General features: G+C 71.2%; 24 protein-coding genes. 11 read left to right on the forward strand and 13 right to left on the reverse strand.

What is annotated here, in order from left to right:
• Positions 1–52 precede the first annotated feature (52 nt).
• Together ACFV46_RS13205 and ACFV46_RS13210 are read left to right on the forward strand one after the other, a co-directional pair.
• Positions 53–1,015, forward strand: a complete 963-nt coding sequence (locus tag ACFV46_RS13205) for a DMT family transporter (protein ID WP_385498152.1) — start codon at positions 53–55, stop codon at positions 1,013–1,015.
• A 120-nt stretch (positions 1,016–1,135) separates the two neighbouring features.
• On the forward strand, positions 1,136–1,711 hold the full coding sequence (locus ACFV46_RS13210; protein WP_283288505.1) for a dihydrofolate reductase family protein: 576 nt from the start codon (positions 1,136–1,138) through the stop codon (positions 1,709–1,711).
• On the opposite strand, the gene ACFV46_RS13215 is transcribed toward ACFV46_RS13210, so the two are convergent.
• The 3 genes from ACFV46_RS13215 to ACFV46_RS13225 all read right to left on the reverse strand — a co-directional run bounded on the left by ACFV46_RS13215 (position 1,693) and on the right by ACFV46_RS13225 (position 3,120).
• A complete protein-coding gene (locus ACFV46_RS13215) occupies positions 1,693–2,403 on the reverse strand; it encodes a helix-turn-helix domain-containing protein (protein ID WP_385498153.1) in 711 nt (236 codons plus the stop codon). The two genes, ACFV46_RS13210 and ACFV46_RS13215, sit on opposite strands and share 19 nt — an antisense overlap.
• Before the next feature lie 109 nt (positions 2,404–2,512).
• Complete coding sequence (locus ACFV46_RS13220) at positions 2,513–2,635, reverse strand: hypothetical protein (protein WP_283288508.1); 123 nt, start codon at positions 2,633–2,635, stop codon at positions 2,513–2,515.
• A gap of 65 nt (positions 2,636–2,700) precedes the next feature.
• A complete protein-coding gene (locus tag ACFV46_RS13225) occupies positions 2,701–3,120 on the reverse strand; it encodes a hypothetical protein (RefSeq protein ID WP_283288509.1) in 420 nt (139 codons plus the stop codon).
• Between the two features lie 330 nt (positions 3,121–3,450).
• Here ACFV46_RS13225 and ACFV46_RS13230 point away from each other — a divergent pair, with 330 nt between their 5' ends.
• Entirely contained in the window at positions 3,451–4,371 is a 921-nt protein-coding gene (locus ACFV46_RS13230; RefSeq protein WP_283288510.1) for a LysR family transcriptional regulator, read from the forward strand.
• A gap of 123 nt (positions 4,372–4,494) precedes the next feature.
• On the opposite strand, the gene ACFV46_RS13235 is transcribed toward ACFV46_RS13230, so the two are convergent.
• On the reverse strand, positions 4,495–5,055 hold the full coding sequence (locus tag ACFV46_RS13235) for a DM13 domain-containing protein (protein ID WP_385498294.1): 561 nt from the start codon (positions 5,053–5,055) through the stop codon (positions 4,495–4,497).
• Positions 5,056–5,389: 334 nt separating this feature from the next.
• On the opposite strand from ACFV46_RS13235, the gene ACFV46_RS13240 reads away from it, so the two are divergent.
• A complete protein-coding gene (locus tag ACFV46_RS13240) occupies positions 5,390–5,644 on the forward strand; it encodes a hypothetical protein (protein ID WP_385498155.1) in 255 nt (84 codons plus the stop codon).
• Here the strand turns inward: ACFV46_RS13240 and ACFV46_RS13245 are convergent.
• Entirely contained in the window at positions 5,637–6,233 is a 597-nt protein-coding gene (locus ACFV46_RS13245) for an NADPH-dependent F420 reductase (RefSeq protein WP_385498156.1), read from the reverse strand. The two genes, ACFV46_RS13240 and ACFV46_RS13245, sit on opposite strands and share 8 nt — an antisense overlap.
• Positions 6,234–6,265: 32 nt before the next feature.
• On the reverse strand, positions 6,266–7,099 hold the full coding sequence (locus tag ACFV46_RS13250; RefSeq protein ID WP_385498158.1) for an inositol monophosphatase family protein: 834 nt from the start codon (positions 7,097–7,099) through the stop codon (positions 6,266–6,268).
• Between the two features lie 144 nt (positions 7,100–7,243).
• Between ACFV46_RS13250 and ACFV46_RS13255 the strand changes: the two genes are divergently transcribed.
• On the forward strand, positions 7,244–8,143 hold the full coding sequence (locus tag ACFV46_RS13255) for a LysR family transcriptional regulator (protein ID WP_283288519.1): 900 nt from the start codon (positions 7,244–7,246) through the stop codon (positions 8,141–8,143).
• A 48-nt stretch (positions 8,144–8,191) separates the two neighbouring features.
• Here ACFV46_RS13255 and ACFV46_RS13260 read toward each other — a convergent pair whose 3' ends face one another.
• Both ACFV46_RS13260 and ACFV46_RS13265 read right to left on the reverse strand, forming a co-directional pair.
• Entirely contained in the window at positions 8,192–9,385 is a 1,194-nt protein-coding gene (locus tag ACFV46_RS13260) for an acyl-CoA dehydrogenase family protein (protein ID WP_361929909.1), read from the reverse strand.
• Between the two features lie 178 nt (positions 9,386–9,563).
• Positions 9,564–10,226 carry a TetR/AcrR family transcriptional regulator gene (locus tag ACFV46_RS13265; protein WP_385498160.1) on the reverse strand — a complete coding sequence of 221 codons (663 nt, stop codon included), beginning with the start codon at positions 10,224–10,226 and terminating at the stop codon, positions 9,564–9,566.
• A 119-nt stretch (positions 10,227–10,345) separates the two neighbouring features.
• Here ACFV46_RS13265 and ACFV46_RS13270 point away from each other — a divergent pair, with 119 nt between their 5' ends.
• Complete coding sequence (locus ACFV46_RS13270) at positions 10,346–11,275, forward strand: carbon-nitrogen hydrolase family protein (RefSeq protein WP_385498161.1); 930 nt, start codon at positions 10,346–10,348, stop codon at positions 11,273–11,275.
• Between the two features lie 35 nt (positions 11,276–11,310).
• Positions 11,311–12,657, forward strand: coding sequence for an APC family permease (locus ACFV46_RS13275; RefSeq protein ID WP_385498162.1), 1,347 nt, complete (start codon positions 11,311–11,313; stop codon positions 12,655–12,657).
• A gap of 29 nt (positions 12,658–12,686) precedes the next feature.
• On the opposite strand, the gene ACFV46_RS13280 is transcribed toward ACFV46_RS13275, so the two are convergent.
• The gene (locus ACFV46_RS13280) at positions 12,687–13,601 is read right to left on the reverse strand and encodes an SDR family oxidoreductase (protein ID WP_385498163.1); all 915 of its coding nucleotides are present in this window, start codon (positions 13,599–13,601) and stop codon (positions 12,687–12,689) included.
• A 298-nt stretch (positions 13,602–13,899) separates the two neighbouring features.
• Here ACFV46_RS13280 and ACFV46_RS13285 point away from each other — a divergent pair, with 298 nt between their 5' ends.
• The 3 genes from ACFV46_RS13285 (at position 13,900) to ACFV46_RS13295 (ending at position 15,493) form a co-directional block, all read left to right on the forward strand.
• A complete protein-coding gene (locus ACFV46_RS13285) occupies positions 13,900–14,715 on the forward strand; it encodes an alpha/beta fold hydrolase (RefSeq protein ID WP_385498164.1) in 816 nt (271 codons plus the stop codon).
• A gap of 59 nt (positions 14,716–14,774) precedes the next feature.
• Positions 14,775–15,101: a hypothetical protein gene (locus tag ACFV46_RS13290; RefSeq protein WP_385498165.1), complete on the forward strand. Its 327-nt coding sequence runs from the start codon at positions 14,775–14,777 to the stop codon at positions 15,099–15,101.
• Positions 15,102–15,196: 95 nt separating this feature from the next.
• Positions 15,197–15,493, forward strand: a complete 297-nt coding sequence (locus tag ACFV46_RS13295; RefSeq protein ID WP_385498167.1) for a hypothetical protein — start codon at positions 15,197–15,199, stop codon at positions 15,491–15,493.
• Between the two features lie 104 nt (positions 15,494–15,597).
• Here the strand turns inward: ACFV46_RS13295 and ACFV46_RS13300 are convergent, their stop codons facing one another.
• On the reverse strand, positions 15,598–16,665 hold the full coding sequence (locus tag ACFV46_RS13300; RefSeq protein ID WP_385498168.1) for an SDR family oxidoreductase: 1,068 nt from the start codon (positions 16,663–16,665) through the stop codon (positions 15,598–15,600).
• A gap of 5 nt (positions 16,666–16,670) precedes the next feature.
• Positions 16,671–17,132 (reverse strand): MerR family transcriptional regulator, encoded by a 462-nt coding sequence (locus ACFV46_RS13305; protein ID WP_283288538.1) that lies wholly within the window; start codon positions 17,130–17,132, stop codon positions 16,671–16,673.
• A 226-nt stretch (positions 17,133–17,358) separates the two neighbouring features.
• Here ACFV46_RS13305 and ACFV46_RS13310 point away from each other — a divergent pair, with 226 nt between their 5' ends.
• Positions 17,359–18,033 carry a CBS domain-containing protein gene (locus ACFV46_RS13310; protein WP_385498169.1) on the forward strand — a complete coding sequence of 225 codons (675 nt, stop codon included), beginning with the start codon at positions 17,359–17,361 and terminating at the stop codon, positions 18,031–18,033.
• A 54-nt stretch (positions 18,034–18,087) separates the two neighbouring features.
• On the opposite strand, the gene ACFV46_RS13315 is transcribed toward ACFV46_RS13310, so the two are convergent.
• Both ACFV46_RS13315 and uppS read right to left on the reverse strand, forming a co-directional pair.
• Positions 18,088–19,548, reverse strand: coding sequence for an oxygenase MpaB family protein (locus ACFV46_RS13315; RefSeq protein WP_383653109.1), 1,461 nt, complete (start codon positions 19,546–19,548; stop codon positions 18,088–18,090).
• Complete coding sequence (gene uppS, locus ACFV46_RS13320; protein ID WP_385498170.1) at positions 19,545–20,309, reverse strand: polyprenyl diphosphate synthase; 765 nt, start codon at positions 20,307–20,309, stop codon at positions 19,545–19,547. Before uppS ends, ACFV46_RS13315 begins: the two co-directional genes overlap by 4 nt.
• Positions 20,310–20,447: the final 138 nt, after the last annotated feature.

Genomic DNA, 20,447 nt, shown 5'->3' on the forward strand with positions numbered 1-20,447 from the left:
GGTCGTAGGACCCGAGATCGGACGGGCCGTCGGACTGGTGGAGGAGCACAGCATGAGTACGCGGAGTGTGAGGGGCGTCGCGCGGGTGGTGGTGCTGGCCCTGCTGTGGGGCTCGACCTTCCTCTGGACCGAGCTCGCGCTCCGGGGGCTCTCCCCGCTCCAGGTGGCGTTCGTCCGCTGCGTCCTCGGCGCACTCGTCCTCGCCGTCGCCTGCCGGGTGTCGGGCCGGCGCTTTCCACGGGGGGCCACCGTGTGGCGCCGCATCGTCGTCGCGGCCTTCTTCTGCAACGCCCTGCCGTTCGCCCTGTTCAGCCTGGGGCAGCAGACCGTCGACTCGGGTCTCGCCGGCGTCCTCAACGCCACGACGCCGCTCTGGTCGATGATCCTCGGACTCGCCCTGGGCTCGGAACGAGGTCCGAGCCCGGTCCGCCTCGCGGGCCTCGGCCTCGGCTTCGCCGGTGTGCTCCTCGTCTTCGCGCCCTGGCAGACGACGGAAGGGATCGGCTGGGGCGCTCTCGCCATCCTCGGAGCGGCCGCCAGCTACGCCGTAGCGTTCACGTACATGGGCCGCACCCTCGTCGGGAAGGGAACGCCCACCCTCTCCCTCTCGGCCGGGCAGCTCGTCGCGGCCAGCGGACTGACCGGTCTCGCCCTGCCGTTGGGCGGTCTGGAGCCGGTCGGCACCGGGCCCGTGGTCGTGATCGCGGCCCTCGCCCTCGGTGTCCTGTGCACCGCGATCACGTTCCACCTCACCTACCGCGTCATCAACGACGAGGGAGCCACCGACGCGGCCGTCATCGGGTACCTCCTGCCGGTGGTCTCCGTTCTCCTGGGTGCGATCGTCCTCGGCGAGAACCTGGGCCTCAGGGTGGTGCTCGGCATGGCCGTGGTCCTCGCTGGCGTCGGGATGACACGGGCCGCGCGGAGGGAGACCGCCGACGGGGTGTCGGCCCCGGAGGCCGCGGCGGGCGACACCCCGTCCACCCGGCCAGTGGCTGCGGAGGGCGCACACTGAACGGCGCGTACGTGTCTCTTCGCGGCCGGCATGCCCCACCCGTGTCGCTTTCGTCCAAGACGGCGCCGCGGCCTGGACCTAGCCTGAGGTCAGGAGCTCAGCCCTGATGAGGAGACGCAGATGCGCAAGCTGGTCTACACCGGATTCATGTCGCTCGACGGCGTTCTGGACTCGCCCGGTGGGCCCGAGGAAGGACACCGCAGCGGCGGCTGGGTCGTGAAGGACCTCGAGTTCGTCCCGGAAGCCTGGTCGCTGAAGGCCGAGGAACTCGCCGACACGACGGCGCTGATGTTCGGCCGGCGCAGCTACGAGGCTTTCGCAGCGGTCTGGCCCGCCTCCGAGGACCACGCCTCCTACAAGGAGTTGCCCAAGTACGTGGTGTCGAGCACGCTGCCGGACGAAGCCCTCGTCGACGGGTGGGGGCCGTCGACGATCCTGCGCTCGACGGAAGACGTCGCCGAGCTCAAGGAGAGCGAGGGCGGCGCCGTCTACATCCACGGAAGCGCCGACCTGGCGCGGCGGCTGTCGGAGGCCGGCCTGATCGACCAGTACAACCTGCTCGTCTTCCCCGTCCTCCTCGGCGCCGGCAAGAGCCTGTTCCACCGGGCCGACCGTGACAAGCAGATGCTGTCCCTGCGGGAGTCGGAGAGCTATTCCAACGGAATCCTGAAGCTCGTCTACGACGTCGAGCGCTGAGCCAGGTCCAGTGCGATCGCGCCCCCCGTACCGTCACGCAGTTGTCCGGCGGTACGGCCCACGTAGGTGCGCAGGGCCCGGGCGAGGTGAGGTTCGTCGAAGTAGTCGAACTTGGCGACGACGTCGGCGGCCGAGTCACCGGCCGCCAGCCGCTCCGCCGCCGTACGGGCCCGCTCGATCTGCCGCACGGCCCCGCGCGTCAGACCGGTGGCGGCCCGGAAACGGCGCTCGACGGTCCGGCCCGAGACCGCCGGTTCGTGGCCGCGCAGCACCTCGGTGACGAGCGGGTCACGCGCCACGATCCCGGCGTCGACCAGCCGCTCCACCAGGGCCTCCGCGTCATCGGCACCCGGTGTCCGCCAGCGGGTGCCGTCCAGTCGGAACGTCCGGCGTGTGGTGTCGGGGAGTTCGACGCCGCCGTCGACCAGCCGCGGTGTGGGCATGACCCGCAGCGAGGTGCCGACGGCGAACTCGATGCCGGTGAAGGCGGCGCCTTCCGGGACGGGTGCCGTTCCCGTGCGGGTCTCGGGGCCGGTGACGGCCGCGTACGGCCTGCCGTCCTGCTCCCAGAACACCAGGCCCCAGCGCACACCCGCGACGGACGTCATCGTCGTGACCCGCTCGCTGGTGCAGGTCCATACGCTGTCGACCCAGGGCGAGTCCGACCGCCGTATCCCGAAGCGCAGCTCCACGCTCGCAGGATACGCCGGGCCGGCCGCGGGCACCGGCCGAGTGCACGACCCCGGTCCCCGCGTCACGGGTGCCGACGAGGTACTCGATCGGTGACGCGGCCGCGGCCGTTCACGGGTGACCGGGCGGCTGTCCGCAGCAGGCGACCGTCCGGCTCTGGTCGGCGCTCGCGAACGGCACCACCGCGAGCACGGCCGCCACCGCCACGAACAAGCCGAGCAGGGATTCGCGCACTGGTTCCTCCTCTCGTCGGCCGGGCCGTCGTGCCGAGCCGTGCCGCCCCCCGGCGGCCGGTTCGGCTACCACCAGTCCGTGCACTGCACCGCCTGGCCGCCTCCGCCACCACAGGCGCGGAACCGGTAGTTCGGGCTGTTGTCCGTCACCTTCGCCGCGCTGGTCAGCTGCCACCCGTCGACACCCGCCCGGAAGGGCCCGCACTGGACGTGGACGTCCCTGCCGTTCAGCGTCCAGTCCATCCAGACGTCGTCTCCGGCACGCGGGACCGTGAGCGCCGCGAATCCGTGGATCTGGCCGTCGATTTTGACGGCCCGCAGACTGATGCGCCCGACCAGCCCTTGCGGGTCACCGGGACGCAGCACCTTGTCCCCTGGTCCGGCGGGGACACCTACCGTGCTGTCGGCGATGTCGCGGAAGCCGTTCCTTCCGCCCTCGCAGTCGGACCGGGCCGCCAGTGCCGTACCCGGCGTGGCGACTGACACTCCTCCTGCCAGCAGCAAGCCGGCGGCGGCAGTACAGGCTGCTTTGGCAATGACACGTCTGGTCATGACGATGCCTCCCCTTGAGCGACGGACGGTGAGTACTGCGCGACTGCCGGCACCGTGTGCCGGAGTCCGGCAGCACCGCGAGCGCGGCCGGTGCGGCCCACCGGACGGGCCCCGCCGGCTGATCGACTGACGGCCCGTCGACTATCACACGGTGAGCACAGGGGTGTCAGCGAACCGCGGGCGCATGATGTCTGGCGATTGATAACGTGCGCGTTATGGCAGCAGGTTGGCGCAGCTGAAAGGGACCTGTCCGTGGGGGCGTTCATGTCGAAGGAGCCGAGTATCCGTCAGCTTCGGCTCTATCTCACGCTGAGCGAGGAACTTCATTTCGGACGGGCCGCCGCGCGCCTGTTCATCACGCAACCCGCGCTGAGCCAGCAGATCAGGGAGTTGGAGAAACGCCTGGGAGTGCGCGTGCTGGAGCGCACCAGCCGGACGATCACTCTGACCGAGGCAGGGCGGGCACTGCTTCCCGAGGCCCGCGCCGCGGTCGCCGCCGTCGACGGGCTGCGGCGCGTCGCCGACGCGCAGATGCGACGGGTCTCCGGCCGAGTCGTCGTGGGCACCATGGGAGCCGAGGCGGCCATGGCGCACACCCGTGCCGTACTCGGTCTGCTGCAGGACCGTCACCCCGGGACGACGGTGCAACTGGTCAACCTCGGCTTCGGCGACCACCTGGCCGCGCTCGTGGAGCAGGAGGCCGACGTGGTCTTCCTCCGCCCTCCGGTGACGGAGGAGATCGAGCTGCACCACCTGGCGACCGAGCCACGTGTGGCCTGTCTCAGCGCCGACCATCCTCTGGCGACCCTGCCCCGGCTCACCCTGGCTCAGCTCGCCGGCGTCCCGGTGGTCGACATGCCCGAGCAGGTCCCGCGCCCGTGGTGGGACTTCTGGGCGGTCGACCCCCGCCCCGACGGCAGCCGCGTCCGCTACGGTCCGGTGGTCACCGACATGGAATCGCTTCTGCACACCGTCGCCGCCGGTGAAGCGATGTGTTTTCTGCCGGCGGCCGCCCGTGAGTACTTCCCGCGCCCCGGCATCCGCTACGTCGACGTGGACGACCTCGCCCCCTCGACGTCCGCACTCGCCTGGTTGCGGCGCAGGCGGTCGGAGGTCACCATCAGAGCCATGCGGCACGCCGCCCGCGAGGCCACGAGCCGCGGCTTCCACCACGAAGTCCCGTGACGTATACGCGTTGGTCGCTTCCGGGCGCCGCGCACTCGGTGCCGACGAGTGAAGGCCGGTGACGGGGCGGGTCGAGCGCCGTCTCGCCCGTCCGCCGCTCGTGTCAAGGGACCACGTTCGTCCTCAGGCGCGGGCCAGTTCGGCCGCGCCGAAGGAGACGTCGAAGCGGTCGCACCAGATGCTGACGCTGGTGTAGCGGGCGGGGTCGACGTCGTCGGGAAGGACGTAGTTCTGGTCTCCCTTGTTGCCCTTGAGCTTGCCCAGGCTGACGTACTTCCCGTCATCGAAGACATGCCAGCCGTCCTTGCCCTCCTTCACGGGTGCGTCGGTCAGCCACACGCGGAGATCCGGCCCGTTGCTGGTGTCGAGGTCCTCCAGTCGGACGACATGGGAGCCGTCTGCCAGTTCCACGAGCTTCACGCTGCCCGATGTGGCGTGCTCATGGCTGATCAGATCACCACGGGCCACCGTCCGCGGCGCGGCCTGCGGGGCCGGTGTTCCGGCCCCCGCCGTGGGTGCGGCGGAAGTGACCACGGCCTCGGGCAGCGCCTCCTGGACGGTCTCGTCCTGCCAGAGCTTCCACGGCTGGAACCAGTACAGCCCGCAGCCGACCCCGGCCATCGCCACCACCAGCGCCGAAATGATCAACGGCCTGGTCTGAAAGGCGTTCCGCCCGCGCCCCATCGCTACCTCGCCCTTTGTCGAGTCCGTCTGCCGACACCCATTCAACGCGGCCGGAAGGGCCTGCTGCAGCAGTCGGGACATGACAGAACCCTTACGGTGCCGCCACGCCCCGCGGGGACATCATGTGGCGCGGTACGGGCCAGTGGCCCGACCACCGGATCGGCGTGTACGAGGCCGGCACCCTCCGTCCGCGCCATTTCGTCGCCTCCCGCCACCCGGTATGTGCCGTCGAACCCCACCCCGGGCTGCCGCTCGTCGCCGTCGGTACCGGTCGCTACGACGACTCGTGGGACTTCCAGGGCTGCTGCTTGCGGTGCACCTGGAGACCGGGCGCGTGACCGACCTGCTGAGCAAGAGCCGCCAAGTACGCCACCTGCGGTGGCTGGGGGACGGCAGGCTCGCCATGCTGCTCTCCCTCGAGGACAAGGACGGCGGCTTCCGCAAGGGCTTCGAACCGGCCGTCGCGTCGGACGACTGGCTGTCCGTTCCGTCCGGTCTGGTCGACCCCGATCAGGCGCGCCATCCCACGATCGAGAGCGAACCCGCCACAAGGAGCCCTCGTCCTCGCCGACTCGGCCGGCTCAGGTGACGACCGAGACGGCGAACGGCCGGAATCCGCGGGCGCGGATCACGTGCGGCACGAACAGGACGGCTGCCTCGGTGGCCCGTGCGGTCTCCACTCCCCCGAGGTCCACGATCCACTCCTCGCGCCAGCCGAGGTCGGCCAGGAGCCCGCGAACGGTCTCCTTGGCCGCCCGGTCGTCCCCGGAGAGGAAGACGCCGGCCGGCTGGGAGAGCGACCCGGGCGCGGTCATCACCGAGTGCAGCATCGTGTTGAGCGTTTTGACCACGTGCGTGTCGGGGAGCGTCCGCTGCAGCTTCTCCGCGAGGCTCGAGTCGTGGTGGAGGAGGTCGGCGGGCAGCCCGTCCGGCCCGTCGACGGTGGCGTTGGAGACGTCCACGAGGATCTTGCCTCGGAGCTCGTCGCGCAGGGCGGCGAGCCGCTCAAGGGAGCCCGCGCCCGGTGTGGCGTTGACGACGACGTCCGCCGACCGTGCGGCCTCGGCTGCGGCGCCCGGCGCACGGTCCGCCACGGTCACGTCGTGCCCGGCGCGTGCGAGGGCCGTCGCGAGGCCGCCGCCGACTCGGCCGTTGCCCAGAATGCCGATCTTGGTCATGGTGATGGTCCTTCGCGTGCTGGTGGTGAGGGTCAACGGGACAGCGAGGCCGCGGCCTCGGCGTGCACGCCGGGCGCGGCGGCCAGGAAGCTCTCGCTCCGCGGGGTCCACGGGCGGCCCTCGACGTCGGAGACGTGCCCTCCGGCCTCCCTGACGAGCAGCGCCCCGGGGAGCAGGTCCGCGCGGGCGCCGGAGAACTGCCAGAAGGCGTCGATGCGCCCGGCCGCCACGTTCAGCAGGTGCAGGGTGGCCGGCACGGACGTCCGGACCACGAGGGCGTCGAAGAGCATCGAGGTGATCGATGAACCGACCCGGCGCACCACTTCCTCGTCCTCGTCCGGCCTGGCCTGGCTCGTGGCCACGATGCCCAGGCCCAGGTCCGTGGTGGGCGCCACGCGCAGTGGGCGGCCGTCGAGGTGGGCGCCCCGGCCGGCGAGCGCGGTGTAGGTCTCGCCGGTCAGCGGCAGGTGGACCACGGTGAGCGCCGGCTGGTTGTCCCGCACGAGGGTCGCGGTCACCGCCCAGTCCGGCAGGGCGTGCAGGTGGTTGACGTTCCCTTCGGCGGGGTCCACGACCCACCACTCCCCGGGCGGCAGGGCGCCTCCGTCGAGCTCCTCCTCCACCCAGTGCGCCTCGGGGCGCAGTCGGGTGAGGCGGGGGCGGAGAACACCGAGAGCCACGTCGTCGTTGACGGCGAGCGCCCGCATCAGCTCGTCGCGCGTCTTGTAGCGGACCACGTCGCCGTAGCGCCGGCGCAGCGCGGCGCCCGCCTCGCGCACGGCGGTCACGGTCGACTCCAGAAGTGCGGTGTCCCGGGCGAAAGCCTCATGGGGTGAACCATCCGGTTCGCGCGGCGATTCGGGCATGGCGGTGCTCCTGTCGGAAAGAGGGTGACGTCGATCGCGGCAGCGGCGTCGGAATCCGAGACCTCGTGCCGCGCCCGCTTCTCGACCGTAGAAGGGGACACCGTTAACAACAAGTGCATGCAAAGCACGCCTAGGATGACTCTCATGCAACTGGATCTGAATCTGCTCACGGCGCTGGACGCGCTCCTCGAGGAGGGCAGCGTCGCCGGAGCGGCCGAGCGACTGCATGTCACCGCCCCCGCGATGAGCCGGAGCCTCGGTCGGCTCCGGCGTGCCACGGGGGATCAGATCCTGGTCCGCACCGGGCGCACGATGACGCCGACGCCGTACGCCATCGCCGTCCGGGAGCAGGTGCACGACCTGCTGCAGCAGGTGCACGGCGTGCTGGCACCGAGCCGTGAACTCGACCTGACGACGCTGGAACGCACCTTCACCCTTCGCTGGCACGACGCGCTCGTCGCGGTCAGCGGACCCGCGCTGCTCGCCGCGGTGCGCCGGCAGGCGCCTGGTGTGCGGTTGCGCTACATCGCGGAATCGAGCATCGACACACCGGAGTTGAGGCGCGGCGAGGTCGACCTGGCCGCGAACGCCGATCCTCCGGCCGCGCCCGAGATCCGCACCGACCGGGTGGCCGAGTCACGGCACGTCGTCGTCGTACGGCGCGGCCACCCGCTGACCCGCGTCAAGACGGTGGGAGCCGCACGGTACGCCGCGGCCGAGCACATCACCGTCTCGCGGCGAGGACGCCTCGGCAACGTCCTCGACGACGCACTCGCGCGGCTCGGCCTCACACGGCGCGTGGTGGCGAGCGCGCCCACCGAGGCGGCGGCCCTGGCGTTCGTGCGCGACTCCGACCTCCTCGTCACGGCCCCGGAGTCCACCACGCGCCCGATGGCCGCCCAGCTCGAACTCGCCTTGCTGCCCCTGCCGTTCGACCTGCCACCGGCTCCGGTGTATCTGTCCTGGCATCAGCGCTACGACACCGATCCCGCCCACATCTGGTTGCGCGATCTCGCCCGCACGGCACTCGCCGACGCGACGTAGGGATATGCGCGAGGGAGCGCACCCGTGCACCGAAGGCGGGCCCGCGTGTCAGACGAACGCGCTCTCCCCGGTGATCGCCTTGCCGACGATCAGCGTGTTCATCTCCCTGGTGCCCTCGAAGGAGTAGATCGCCTCCGCGTCGGCGAAGAAGCGTGCGACGTCGTAGTCCAGGACGATGCCGTTGCCCCCGAAGATCTCCCGCGCCCAGGCCACGACCTCCCGCATACGAGCCGTCACATGGGCCTTCGCCAGGGAGGAGTGCTCGTCGCGGAACACACCGGAGTCCTGCAGCCGCGCCAGTTGCAGGAGCATGCCCCAGCTCGACGTGATGTTGCCCAGGCTCTTCACCAGGAGGTCCTGGACGAGCTGGAAACCCGCGACCGGCCGGCCGAACTGCTGCCGTTCGGTGGCGTAGCGCAGCGCCAGTTCGTAGGCGCCGATCATCACGCCGAGCGCCTGCCACGCGACGCCGCTGCGCGTGGCGCGCAGGATCTCGGCGACATCGCGGAAGGAGGACGCGTTCTGCAGCCGGTCGGCTTCCGGTACGCGGACGTCCTCCAGGGTGATGTCCGCGTTCTCGACCATGCGCAGCGAGGTCTTGTTCGCGATCCTCTCCGCCGTGAAGCCCGGGGTGCCCTTGGCGACGACGAACCCCTTGACCTGGTCGTCCTCGACGTCCCGGGCCCAGACCACCACGTGGTCGGCGAAGGTCGCGTTGCCTATCCAGCGCTTGGCGCCGTTGAGCACCCATGTGTCGCCGTCGCGCCGGGCGGTGGTGCGCATGCCGGCCGCGATGTCGGAGCCATCGAGCGGTTCGGTGAGCGCGAACGCGCCGACGGTGTCCATCCTGGCCATCCCGGGCAGCCAGCGGTCGCGCTGGGCCTGGTCGCCCCCGGCCTGGATGGCGTACATCGCGAGCCCGTTGTGGACGCCGAAGAAGGTGGCGACCGAGGCGTCGACCCGGCTCATCTCCATGGCCATCATCCCCGTCAGCAGGTGGCTGGCGGCGGGGCTGTGGTCGCCGTATCCCTCGTACGGCAGGCCGACCAGTCCGCTCTCCCGGAACCTGCCGATCAGTTCCTCGGGGAAGACGCCCTCGGCCCAGTGCTCCGCCACCAGCGGCGCGACCTGATCCCGCATGAACTCCCGCGTCCTGACCAGGGTCTTGCGCTCCTCCGGCGACAGGGCGCCTTCGAAGTCGTAGAAGTCGGCGGCGTTCTGCGGATCCGTATGCGTAGTCATGGATGCCGTCTTCCACGCTTCCGCCGCGTGATGCGTGGGTCCGGACGGCCCTCCCCGGACGGGCCACGCAGGGCCCGAGGCCCGGGCGGGCGCCGCGGCCGGTGGCGCTCCCGCGGGGCCCGGACCACCGTCGCGACGCCTTCGCCGACGCGGGCCGGGTGGTCGTCCCCCTCTGCTGTCAATCGTCGAGATGCTGCAGCAGGACGTCCGGGGCGTGGGTGCCGGCGCGCGCCCGATCCGGGGCGAAGGCGGTGTCGCCCGTGACGAGGCAGGCGTGCTCCAGCAGGCGGTCCTCGATGTCCTCGGCAGTTGCCTTGCCGACCAGCAGATCCATCGCGTAGCCGTCCTCCAGCGCGACGAAGGACCGCCCGAGGGCCGAGGCGTCGCCGCGCAGGTCGAAGTCGCCGCTCCGCTGACCGAGGAGGAGGACCTGCCGGTACAGGTCGGCCTGCCGGCCGGTGAAGGCACGCTGCTGTTCTGCGGCGCTCTCGCTGCGGAGCGCCACCGGGAACAGCTCGAAGAGCAGACGCGTGCTCTGCTCGCCCTCGCCCGGCCAGGGGACGCCGGAGCGGATGCACGCGCACAGGCGTTCGACCGGGCCGCTCTCCGCCGCGATGGCCCGCTCGCGGCTGACGAAGTAGGTGGCGGCGCTGCGCTCGAAGACCGCGGCGAACAGTTCCTGGATGTCGGAGTAGTAGTAGAGGACGGAGGCGGGGGTCACGCCGGCCGCGCGGGCGACGTCCCGGAGCTTGGTGGCGGTGGCCCCGAGTTCCACCACGGTCCTGGCCGTCGCCTCGATCAGCTGTGCACGGCGTTCCGTCTGGTTGCGAGGTCGGGCCATGCGGTCATGCTCGCACACTCACCCAGGGCCTCCGAGGCCGTGCCCGGCTACCTATTGACCCTGCCGTGATTCGTTAACTAAATTTCGTTTAACGAATCCCGACACACATCTGGTGATCCATGTCGCGCCCTCTCCCCCTCGTCCTCGCCCAGGCACCCCGACGCGCCGCCGACGATCTGGACGGCCTGGCCGCCGACGTGCGCCGCCGCACCACGGGACTGCCAGCGCAGCCACTGGTCGTCTACCCGGAGCTCCACCTCGGCGGCCCCATCGGTACCGACGCCCCAGCGAGCACCCCCGAGGCCCTCGCCGAGCCCTTGGGCGGACCCCGTGACCGCGCCCTGGCCGAACTCGCCGGCGACCTCGGCATCTGGCTCGCTCCGGGCAGCGTCTACGAGCGAAGGACCGACGGACGCGTCCACAACACCGCCCCGGTCTACTCACCGCGCGGGCAACGCGTCGCGGCCTACCGGAAGATCTTCCCCTGGCGTCCCTACGAGACGGTCACCCCCGGCGCCGAGTTCACCGTGTTCGAGCTCGACGGCATCGGCCGCGTGGGCCTCTCGATCTGTTATGACGCCTGGTTCCCCGAGACCACGCGCCACCTCGCCTGGATGGGCGCCGAGCTGGTGCTGAACTTCGTGCAGACGTCCGGCAGCGACCGCTCCCAGGAATGCGTACTGGCGCGCGCCAACGCCATCGTCAACCAGCTCTTCGTCGCCAGCGTCAACTGCGCCGCCCCCGTCGGCACGGGCCGCAGCCTGCTCGTCGACCCGCAGGGCACCGTGCGCGCCGAGGCCCCGGCCGACAGCGACACGACCCTCACCGACGTGATCGACCTCGACGAGGTGACCAATGTCCGACGGCACGGCACCGCCGCCCTGAACAGGCCCTGGCAGCAGTTCCGCCCCGACGACGCCCCCCTGGCCCTCCCGCTGTACCAGGGCCGGATCGACCCCGCGACCTGGACCGGCCGCACCACCGGGGCCCCATGCCTCGGAGAGTCCGACGAGGTCCGTCCTACACTCGTGGAAGCGAGAATGCCGTGACAGATCAGCCCACCCGTATGCGAGGAGACCTCGGAGTGCTCTCCGTGGTCGCCTTCGGCGTCGCCTACATGGCGCCCGCCGTCGTCACGTCGATCTTCGGCGTCATCGCCGCCACCAGCGAAGGCGCCGCCCCCACCGCCTACATGATCGCCACGGGCGCGATGCTGCTGACCGGCCTGAGCTACGCGAAGATGGCCAGGGTCCACCCCAGTTCCGGGTCCGTGTACACCTACGCGCGCAAGGAGTTCGACTCCCGCATCGGCTTCCTCGCCGGATGGGCCCTCCTGCTCGACTACCTCTTCCTGCCGATGGTCGCCTGGCTGCTCCAGGCCATCTATCTGCACGCCCAGTTCCCCGCCGTCCCGGCGTGGGCCTGGCTGGCCATCAACGTGACCCTGGCCACCGCCATCAACGTCATCGGCCTCAAGGTCGCCGACCGGGTCAACCGCATCCTGCTGATCGGCGTCACCACCGTCCTCCTCGCCGTCGCCCTCCTGTGCCTGCGCCACGGCCTCGGCCACGGAGGCGGTTCCGCGGCCGTCCACGCCTTCTGGAACGACGCCACCAGCTTCTCCGCCGTCACCGCGGCCGCCGCCGTCGCCGCCTACGCCTTTCTCGGCTTCGACGCGGTGAGCACCCTCAGCGAAGAGGTGCGGGACCCGCAGCGCACCATCCCCCGCAGCATCATCCTGACCGTCCTCACCGGCGGCGGCGTCTTCATCGCGATCAGCTTCCTGATGCAGTGGGCCCACCCCGGCGGCTCCTTCACCGACGAGGACAGCGCCGGCTACCTGCTGTTCACCACGGTCGGCGGACAGACCTTCGCTGACATCGCCAACATCGTCAGCATGCTCGGCGGCTTCGCCTCCTGCGTGGCGATCCAGGCCAGCACCAGCCGCCTGATGTTCGTCATGGGCCGCGACGGCGCCCTGCCCCAGCGCGTCTTCGGACGGCTGCACACCAAGCTGCTCACGCCCGTCACGAACGTACTGATCATCGGTGCGGTCGGCCTGCTGGCCATGAACCTCTCGCTCGCCGAGGCCACGTCCTTCATCAACTTCGGCGCCTTCCTCGGCTTCACCCTCGTCAACCTCTGCGTCATCGCCTACGCCGTACGGCAGAGGAGCTCCGGCATCCGCCACTCGCCCCTCGCCTTCTTCCTGCTGCCCGCCGCGGGCGCCGTGATCGACGTCTACCTGATCACCCAGCTCGGCGGGACGGCGGTCAAACTGGGCCTCGGGTGGCTTCTGATCGGCATCGTCTGGCTCGCGGTCATCACCAACGGCTTCCGCAGGCCCGCCCCCGAGCTGCGGCTCCAGACCGACACGGAGGGAGATCCCGCGCCGTCGGAACCCTCCGATCCTGTCGCCCCGTCGGCGTAGGACACGTCCGAAGCTGGTTTCGAGGCGGCTCACTCAGGGGGGCGGGAACGCCGGGTGCGGGAGCTGTAGGCGTCCCAGTCGGCGCGTCCGCCCGGGCCCATCACCCCGACGTCGACGGCGAGCTCCTCGGCGGTCGATCGTCGCAGCTCCCGACGGGCGACGCGGGTGACGACGGCGGGAAACAGCGGCCGCAACGGCTGGCACCAGCGCAGCCAGGGCGGGGCGTAGATGTGCAGGGCGCGGCGGTCGACGCCGGCGGTGAGCCATTCGGCCACCTTGTCGGGGCTGTGCACACGGCGTGCAAACCACGGCTGGTGGCCCCGCAGGGCCCGCAGGACCGGGTGATCGTCCAGTCCGCTGATCATGTCGGTTCCGGTCCAGTGCACGTAAGCGATGCCGACGGTGACACCGTCGGGCTCGACCTCGCCGCGCAGGGCTCGTGCGAAGGATTCCGCACCGGCCTTGGAGGCGCAGTAGGCGCTCATCATGGGTGCCGAGCCGAAGGCGGCGGTCGAGGCGATCTGCAGGAAGTATCCGCGGGTGCGCGCCAGCTGCGGCAGGAAGGCGCGGGCCGTGTTGGCCGCACCGATCAGGTTGACGTCGATGACACGCCGCCACAGGTCGGCGTCCGTCTGGCGGAACGGGCCGCCCGCCGCCACGCCCGCGTTGGCGACGACCACGGACGCGTCCCCCAGCTCCCGCGCGACCTGCTCCGCCGCGTGGTCGAGTGCGTCCTGGTCGGTGACGTCCGCCTCGACGCACAGGGCCGGGCCGGGAAGTGCCGATGCCGCCTGACGGAGGGACTGCGCCTCGCGGCCCAGCAGGGCGACGTGCATACCGGCGCCGGACAAGCGCCGTGCGAGGGCCGAGCCGATTCCGCGGGCGGCCCCGGTGACGACAGCGACCCGCCCCCGCAGCGGGTCGTGGACGGCGTCGTTGTGCATACGGTTCTCACTCTCCACTGCTGCGACGTGTCGGCGCATTCCGCGTGTGGCCTCCCTGGCACTGGGGCCGCTGAAACCCTGGTCGGCGCCCCCTCATCCCTTCGGGCCACTGCAGCGGCGCCGGGCTCCGTCGGCCGGGGGCTCGTCACGTGTTCGCCGGGCGAGCACCGTACGGATGCACAGGTGCGCCCTCCGCCTGCCTCAGGCGGTACCGGCACTAGGCACGCGTCGGCCCACAGGCAGCGTGGTGCGAGGTAGCCTGCGGCAACGACCCCGACACCCATACGAGGACCGACTGATGAGCCGAGCCCTGGTGAACGGCGCCACGCTCCACTTCGACGACACCGGCCCGTCGACGGGGCTGCCGGTCCTCCTGATCCACGGGCACCCTTTCAACCGCACCCTGTGGGCTCCGCAGAGCGAGGAGCTGACCGCGGCCGGTTACCGCGTCATCACCCCGGACCTGCGGGGGTACGGCGAAAGCGACGTCACTCCCGGGCCGGTGTATCTGTCCGATTTCGCGGACGACATCGTCGGACTCCTGGACTCGCTCGGCATCCGGCAGGCGGTCGTCGGCGGGGTCTCGATGGGTGGTCAGATCGCCATGGAGGTCCACCGCCGCCATGCCCGCCGCGTGCACGCGCTCGTCCTGTCGGACACCTCCGCGCCCTCCGAGACAGCCGACGGCAAGGCGTTCCGCAACCGCCTGGCCGACCGGTTGCTCGCCGAGGGCATGACCGGCTACGCGGACGAGGTCATCGACAAGATGCTGGCCGCGTACAACGTCACCGCTCTACCGGATGTGGCCGCACGCGTGCTGGCGATGATGCGTGCCACCGATCCCCGCGGCGCCGCGGCCGCCCTGCGCGGGCGGGCCGAACGGCCCGACTACCGGGAGACGCTCGCCGGCGTGCGGTGCCCGGTGCTGATCGTCGTCGGTGCCGACGACGTCTACACCCCCGTGTCCGACGCCGAAGCCATCGCCCGTCTCGTCCCGCACGCCGTACTGTGCGTCGTCGAGGGTGCCGGGCACCTTCCGGGCGCGGAGCGGCCGGAACGCTTCAACAAGGCTCTGCTGGAGTTCCTGCGGACACAAGTAGCCGGCCTGGCCTGACGACGGGCCACCACAGTCCCGGCGGACGTGGCACCACGAACGAGAGCGGACCCCGACGGATGGCCCCGGACACAGAGCGCACGCTGAGCGGCTGGATCTTCGAGACGAACCTGCGGCCCTTCTGCGAAGCGGTCGCGGAGTTCGCCGGATACGCATTCGACGACTCGGACTGGCTGGCCGTGGAGACCGCCCTGCCTTCGACGGACGTCGATCAGGACACCTGGTACGACTACCCCCTCCACGGCTCCGTTGCCGTGACCCTGCACGTCGCCGCCGACCCGGGGTCCTCGGTGGTCGTCGTCAAGGTCACGGGCCGGCTCGACGACCGCATACAGGCCCGGATCGAGGCGGCGCTGTTCATCTTCGCGACATGGCACCTCACCTGACGCGGCCTGCTTCCCGGGTGGGCCCTCGGTCGTCGCCCCCCCTTGCCCGGGAGGCCGCGCTGTGGCTGACTGGCAGCGGCGCCGAGGGGGACCGGATGGGCAGCTGGGTAGTGATCGCGGAGTACTACAGCGATGTGCAGAGAACCGAGTTCGTCTGCCGTGGGCTGGAGACCAAGGACCAGGCGCTGGAGGCACTGCGTGCGGCCCTCCACACGTACGCGCCGAGCAAGAAGATCATCGAGAAGCGGCGCCAGGTGTACCGCTACCCCGACCGGGAGACGTACCTGGTCGTCATCAAGGGCAGGCTCACGGAGTGGGAGTGCACCCTGCGCGTCGCGGAGCTGATCTCGGACTCGAACGACCCGGCCGTGGCCGTGCGAGCGGGGCAGTGACCCCCGTTCGCACCGGCTGACCGGCCGGGCGTACGGACGCGGTCGTGCGAGGACGACGTGGAGCGGAACCGCCGCACGGGTCCGCGCGAGGCCGGTCAAGGCGGTCAGGCGGCCCTCGGCAGCGTCAGCCCCAGCCGGATCTGGCTGTCCGCGGTGGCCACGATGGAGTCCGCGACGTCACGGGGTGTCCAGCCCAGCACCGTACGCGCCTTGTCGTTGCTGATGAGGGGGATCCTGCCGCCGAGGACAGCGGCGTCGCGCAGTGCCGGGTCGGTCTTCGCGGCCTCGCGGACCTCCTCGATCGTCAGCTCCCAGGAGGGCAGCAGATCGGCCGCCGCGGGAAAATGCTCCCGCAGGATCCGGGCCATGCCGAAGAAGCTGATCGCCGGCCCTCCGACCGCGATGAAGCGCTCGCCGGCCGCGTCGGGGTGCACCATGGCGCGCAGGTGGAGGTCCACGACGTCCCGTACGTCGACGGCACCGAAGTACATGATCGGCACGGTCGGCATCCGCCCGGTCAGCATGGCTTTGACGAGACCGACCGACGCGTTGGGGCGGTCGCCCAGCTGAGGTCCGAAGATGCCGGTCGGATTGACGACCGCCAGTTCGATGTCCGGGTGGGCGCGGGCGTAGTCCCACGCGGCCCGCTCGGCCAGGACCTTCGACCTGTGGTAGGCGGGCAGGCCCTCGGTGTCCGGGTCCGTCCAGTCGTCCTCCGTGTACCGGTCGTCGGGTGTGCGCGTGTATCCGACCGCGGCGTAGGAGGACGTCATCACGACCCGCGGCACCTCGGCCCTGCGGGCCGCCGAGAGGACACGCAGGGTGCCGTCGCGTGCGGGGAGGATGATGTCCTCCTCCCGCTCCGGCGGGGTGAACGGGAAGGGCGACGCGTGGTGCAGTACGTGGCTGACGCCGTCCATGGCGTCGGCCCAGCCGTGGTCGGCGGCCAGGTCCGCGACGGCGAACTCCAACCGGTCCCCGGGGTCGACGCCGGCCTGCCGGAGCGTCGCCCGTACTTCGGTCTCCTGCCCGGGCTCGCGGACCGTCACCCGGGTCGGGTGGCCCTCGCGGATCAGCCGGGCGACGGAGTGGCTGCCGAGGAACCCGGTACCGCCGGTGACGAGCACCGTCCCGCGGCCCGAGGTGCTGTGGATGAGATCTTCTGTGCTCAAGGGGTTCACTCTTTCGGTGTGATGTCGTGCATGACGCGTGTGACGTCCTCGACGGCCTGCTTCTCGGCCTCGGCGTCCCCACGGACGCGCGCGTCCCACAGGTCGGCTTTGCGGCGGAGGTAGGTCAGCCGCAGCTGCGACTGCTCGATGTCGGCGGCGAGCTTGTCCGCCTGGGCGGCGAACAGATCCCGCTGGGCGGCCGCCGCGGAATCTCCCTGTGCGAGCAGGTCCAGGTAGCGGCGCATCCCGCTGACCGTCATGCCCGACGAGCGCAGGCAGGCCAGCGCCACGACGCGTTCCACGGTCGCCGGTCCGTAGCGGCGGTGACCGCTGGACGCGTCCCGGGCGACCTCTCCCAGTAGGCCGATCTGCTCGTAGTAGCGCAGCGTGGGTTCGCTGAAGCCCGAGCGTCTGGCCATCTGCTGGATGGTCAGGTCCCCGGTCCGCTCTCTGGTCGCTCTCGCCATGCCGACAGCCTCCGATACCTCAAGCGCTTGAAGTCAAGCTCACTCCTTCGAAGCCCTGTCGCCACCGGTCACCGAGCTGGTCGGACGTCCGCGCGAACGGATGCCTCGGCCGCCGGTCGCGGCGCGCATGCGGCTATGTTCGGAGGAGGGAGCGCAGGGGCATCGCCGAGGCGCCGCCGGACGCTTCCTTCCACACAGGTGGTGCGAGAAGGGAATGCTTGCCTCGATGAACCACCAGAAGGTGCGGGACCAGATGAGCGACGCCGTCGTCCGTGTCCAGGCGGGTACGCCGTTCAAGGAGATCGCCCACCTGCTCCAGGAGTACGACATCACCGCGGTTCCCGTCGTGGACGACGAGAACCGTCCACTGGGGGTGGTGTCGGAGGCCGACCTGCTGCAGAAGATGTGGGGCGAGCTGCAGGAGGGCGAGGACGAGATCGACGCCTCCGCGGGGCCGGCCAAGGCCCGCGCCACCGACGCGGCGGGACTGATGACGTCGCCGGCGCTGTGTGCGCGGGAGGACTGGAGCGTGGTCGACGCGGCCCGGACGATGGCACGGCACCGGGTCAAACGGCTCTTGGTCGTCGACGCCGAAGGCCGCCTGATCGGCGTGGTGAGCCGGAGCGACCTGCTGCGGGTGTACCTGCGGTCGGATCAGGCGATCCGCAGGGAGATCGTCGAGGAGGTCCTCGTCAAGGCCCTGGGCGAGTCCCCGTCCGAAGTGCAGGTGGACGTCACCCACGGTCATGTCGTGCTCAGTGGGCGCCTGTCGTCCCGGACGGCCGTCCCCGTGCTGGAGGACATGTGCCGGGAGGTCGACGGGGTGGTGGCCGTGGAGTTCAGGCAGCCACCCGCAGCGGGCCCCGACGACCCGCCGGGGCCCCCGGACCGCTCCGTCTGAGCGGTGGGCGGGGGCTCCGTCCCGTTCGCACCGGGTGGCTCCTCGCGGAGGGAGTCAGGCGTCGGCGAGGAGAGGGTCGTAGGGACTGTGCGTGCGCCGGCCCGCCATGAAGGCGAGGAAGTCGCCCACGAAGGCGCTGCGCCCGTAGGTACCGTCGGTGGTGGAGAGGTCGCGGTGGAAGGCGGTGCGGAAGAGGGCCCGGTACTCCTCCGCGTCGATGGTCCCGCTGCCGTCCTTGTCGGTGGCGTCGAAGAGGACCTCGGCGACCCGGATGAGCGCGGGCCCTGCGAGCGAGGGGACGGCGGCGGCGTACTCCTCGGCGCTGACGCGGCCGTCGCCGTCGGTGTCGAGGGCGGCCTGAAGCTCGCGCCACCAGGCGGCGAAGGCGTCGTAGAGCCGGGTCTCCTCGGGCTCGTCCAGGTCGAGGCGGGTGGACAGTTCGCGGGCCATGGCCGCGAGGTCGGGCCAGTCGAGGTGGCCGTCGCCGGTCTGGTCCAGCACCTCGCGGAAGAACTCCTCCGCCGAACGCCGGCCTTCGCCCGAGGGAGCCGGTGCCGGGTCGGGGGCCGTGTCCGCGCTCAGCGGGGTGAGGAGGCGCAGCAGTGCCGACGCCTGCTTGATACGGGCGTGCAGCGCGGTCACGGTCCGGGCGCGGGGATCGTCGCTGTCGGGCGAGAGGGACAGGACCTCGATGATCGTCTCGGCGTCGAACCAGCCGGCGGGCAGGAACCGGGTGAGCCCGGCCGCGAGGTAGGCGCCCTGCATGAGGGTGGGGGCGCCCGGCATCTCCGGCAGCCCGGCCTTGCGCCGGTACGCCTCGGGGAGCGAGGCGACGGTGATCGCGCCGAGGAGCGGGCCGACGACGGCCCGGCCGGCCGCCCACAGCGTCGGCGCACCGCCGAGCAGCGCCGGGGCGGGCAGATGGTCGAAGAGCCGGTAGAGGATGACGCGGGCGGCCTCGGTGTTCTCCAGCTCCTCCTCGACGACCCTGTCGAAGTACCGCCAGAAGTCGTTCAGGTCCTCGGGGAGCTCCCCCGCGTCGCCGTCGAGCGCGGCGAGGAACGCGCGGTACTCGGCGTACAAGCGCTCCATGGTGTCCTGGTCGAGCGGCTGGCCGCTCAGCCGGCACATGGTGACGGCGCTCTCGAAGAGCGTGGCGACGACCCAGGCGCGGGTCGCGCGGTCCATGGCGTCGTAGGCACGGCCGCGGGAGTCGGAACCGCTCATCCGGGCGTGCAGCCGGTTGAGCCGTGCGGCCTCCCGTTCGCGTACCGCCGGGTCGGCGTCGAACATGCGGCGCATGCTGAGGAAGGTGTTGCGCAGCCGGCGCCACGGGTGGGCGACGAAAGTGGAGTTGTCGGCGAGGGCGGCGCCGATCTGCGGGTGGGCGGCCTCCAGCACGGTGGCGCGGATCATGGCCGGCGCCCAGCGCGGGTCGTCGAAGAAGGCGCGGAACTGGGATTCCGGGCCGAACAGGGGTGTCTCGTCGGCCGTTGTGGTGGTTCCAGTCGTCATGACGGGTCTCCGTTCGTCTGGGATGGCACGCCGCCGAAGCGGCGGTCACGGCGCCGGTACGTCTGCAGGCAGGCGAGGAAGTCGGGGGCCCGGAAGTCCGGCCAGAGCGCCTCGGGGAAGACCCACTCGGCGTAGGCGACCTGCCAGAGCATGAAGTTGGAGATGCGCTGCTCGCCCGACGTGCGGATCACGAGGTCCACGTCGGGGGTGTCGGGGAACGGAAGGTGGTCCGCGAAGAGGTGCTCGGTCACCTCGTCGGCGGGGGTCCCGTGGCGGATCAGGGACCGGGCGGCCTCGACGATGTCCCTGCGCCCGCCGTGGTCGAAGGCGACGGTCAGCGTCATCCCCTGGTTGTCTGCGGTCACGGTCGCCAGGTCCTCGAAGTCCTGGGCCAGTTCACGGGGGATGCGCGGGTCCGCGACCCCGAGGAAGCGGCAGCGGATGCCACGGGCGAGCAGCAGCGGCGCGTGCTTGCGCACGACCCGGCGGACCAGGCGCATCAGGTAGTCGACCTCGGTACCGGGACGGTTCCAGTTCTCGGTGGAGAACGCGTACAGGCTGAGCCACTCGACGCCGGCCGTCCGGGCCGCCTCGATGATGTCGATGACGGTGGTCTCCGCGGCCCGGTGGCCCGCCGTCCGGGGAAGCGAACGCCTTTGCGCCCAGCGGCCGTTGCCGTCCATCACGCAGGCCACGTGCCGCGGTACCGGACGGGACGGGTCCTCGTCCCGCCACTGATCGCCGCGCTCGGTCACACCCACCCCGCATCACCCCTGCACGCGCCCTCACAGGCGCGTTCCCTTTTCAGGAGTCTGACGGCGAGGGGGGATCTTGACGGGCCGAACGGGCGAGGCGTCACCCCTGACTCATGTGCCCGAATCCTTACGGCGTCGGCCACT

Source organism: Streptomyces sp. NPDC059852, assembly GCF_042731455.1.
Lineage (GTDB): Bacteria > Actinomycetota > Actinomycetes > Streptomycetales > Streptomycetaceae > Streptomyces.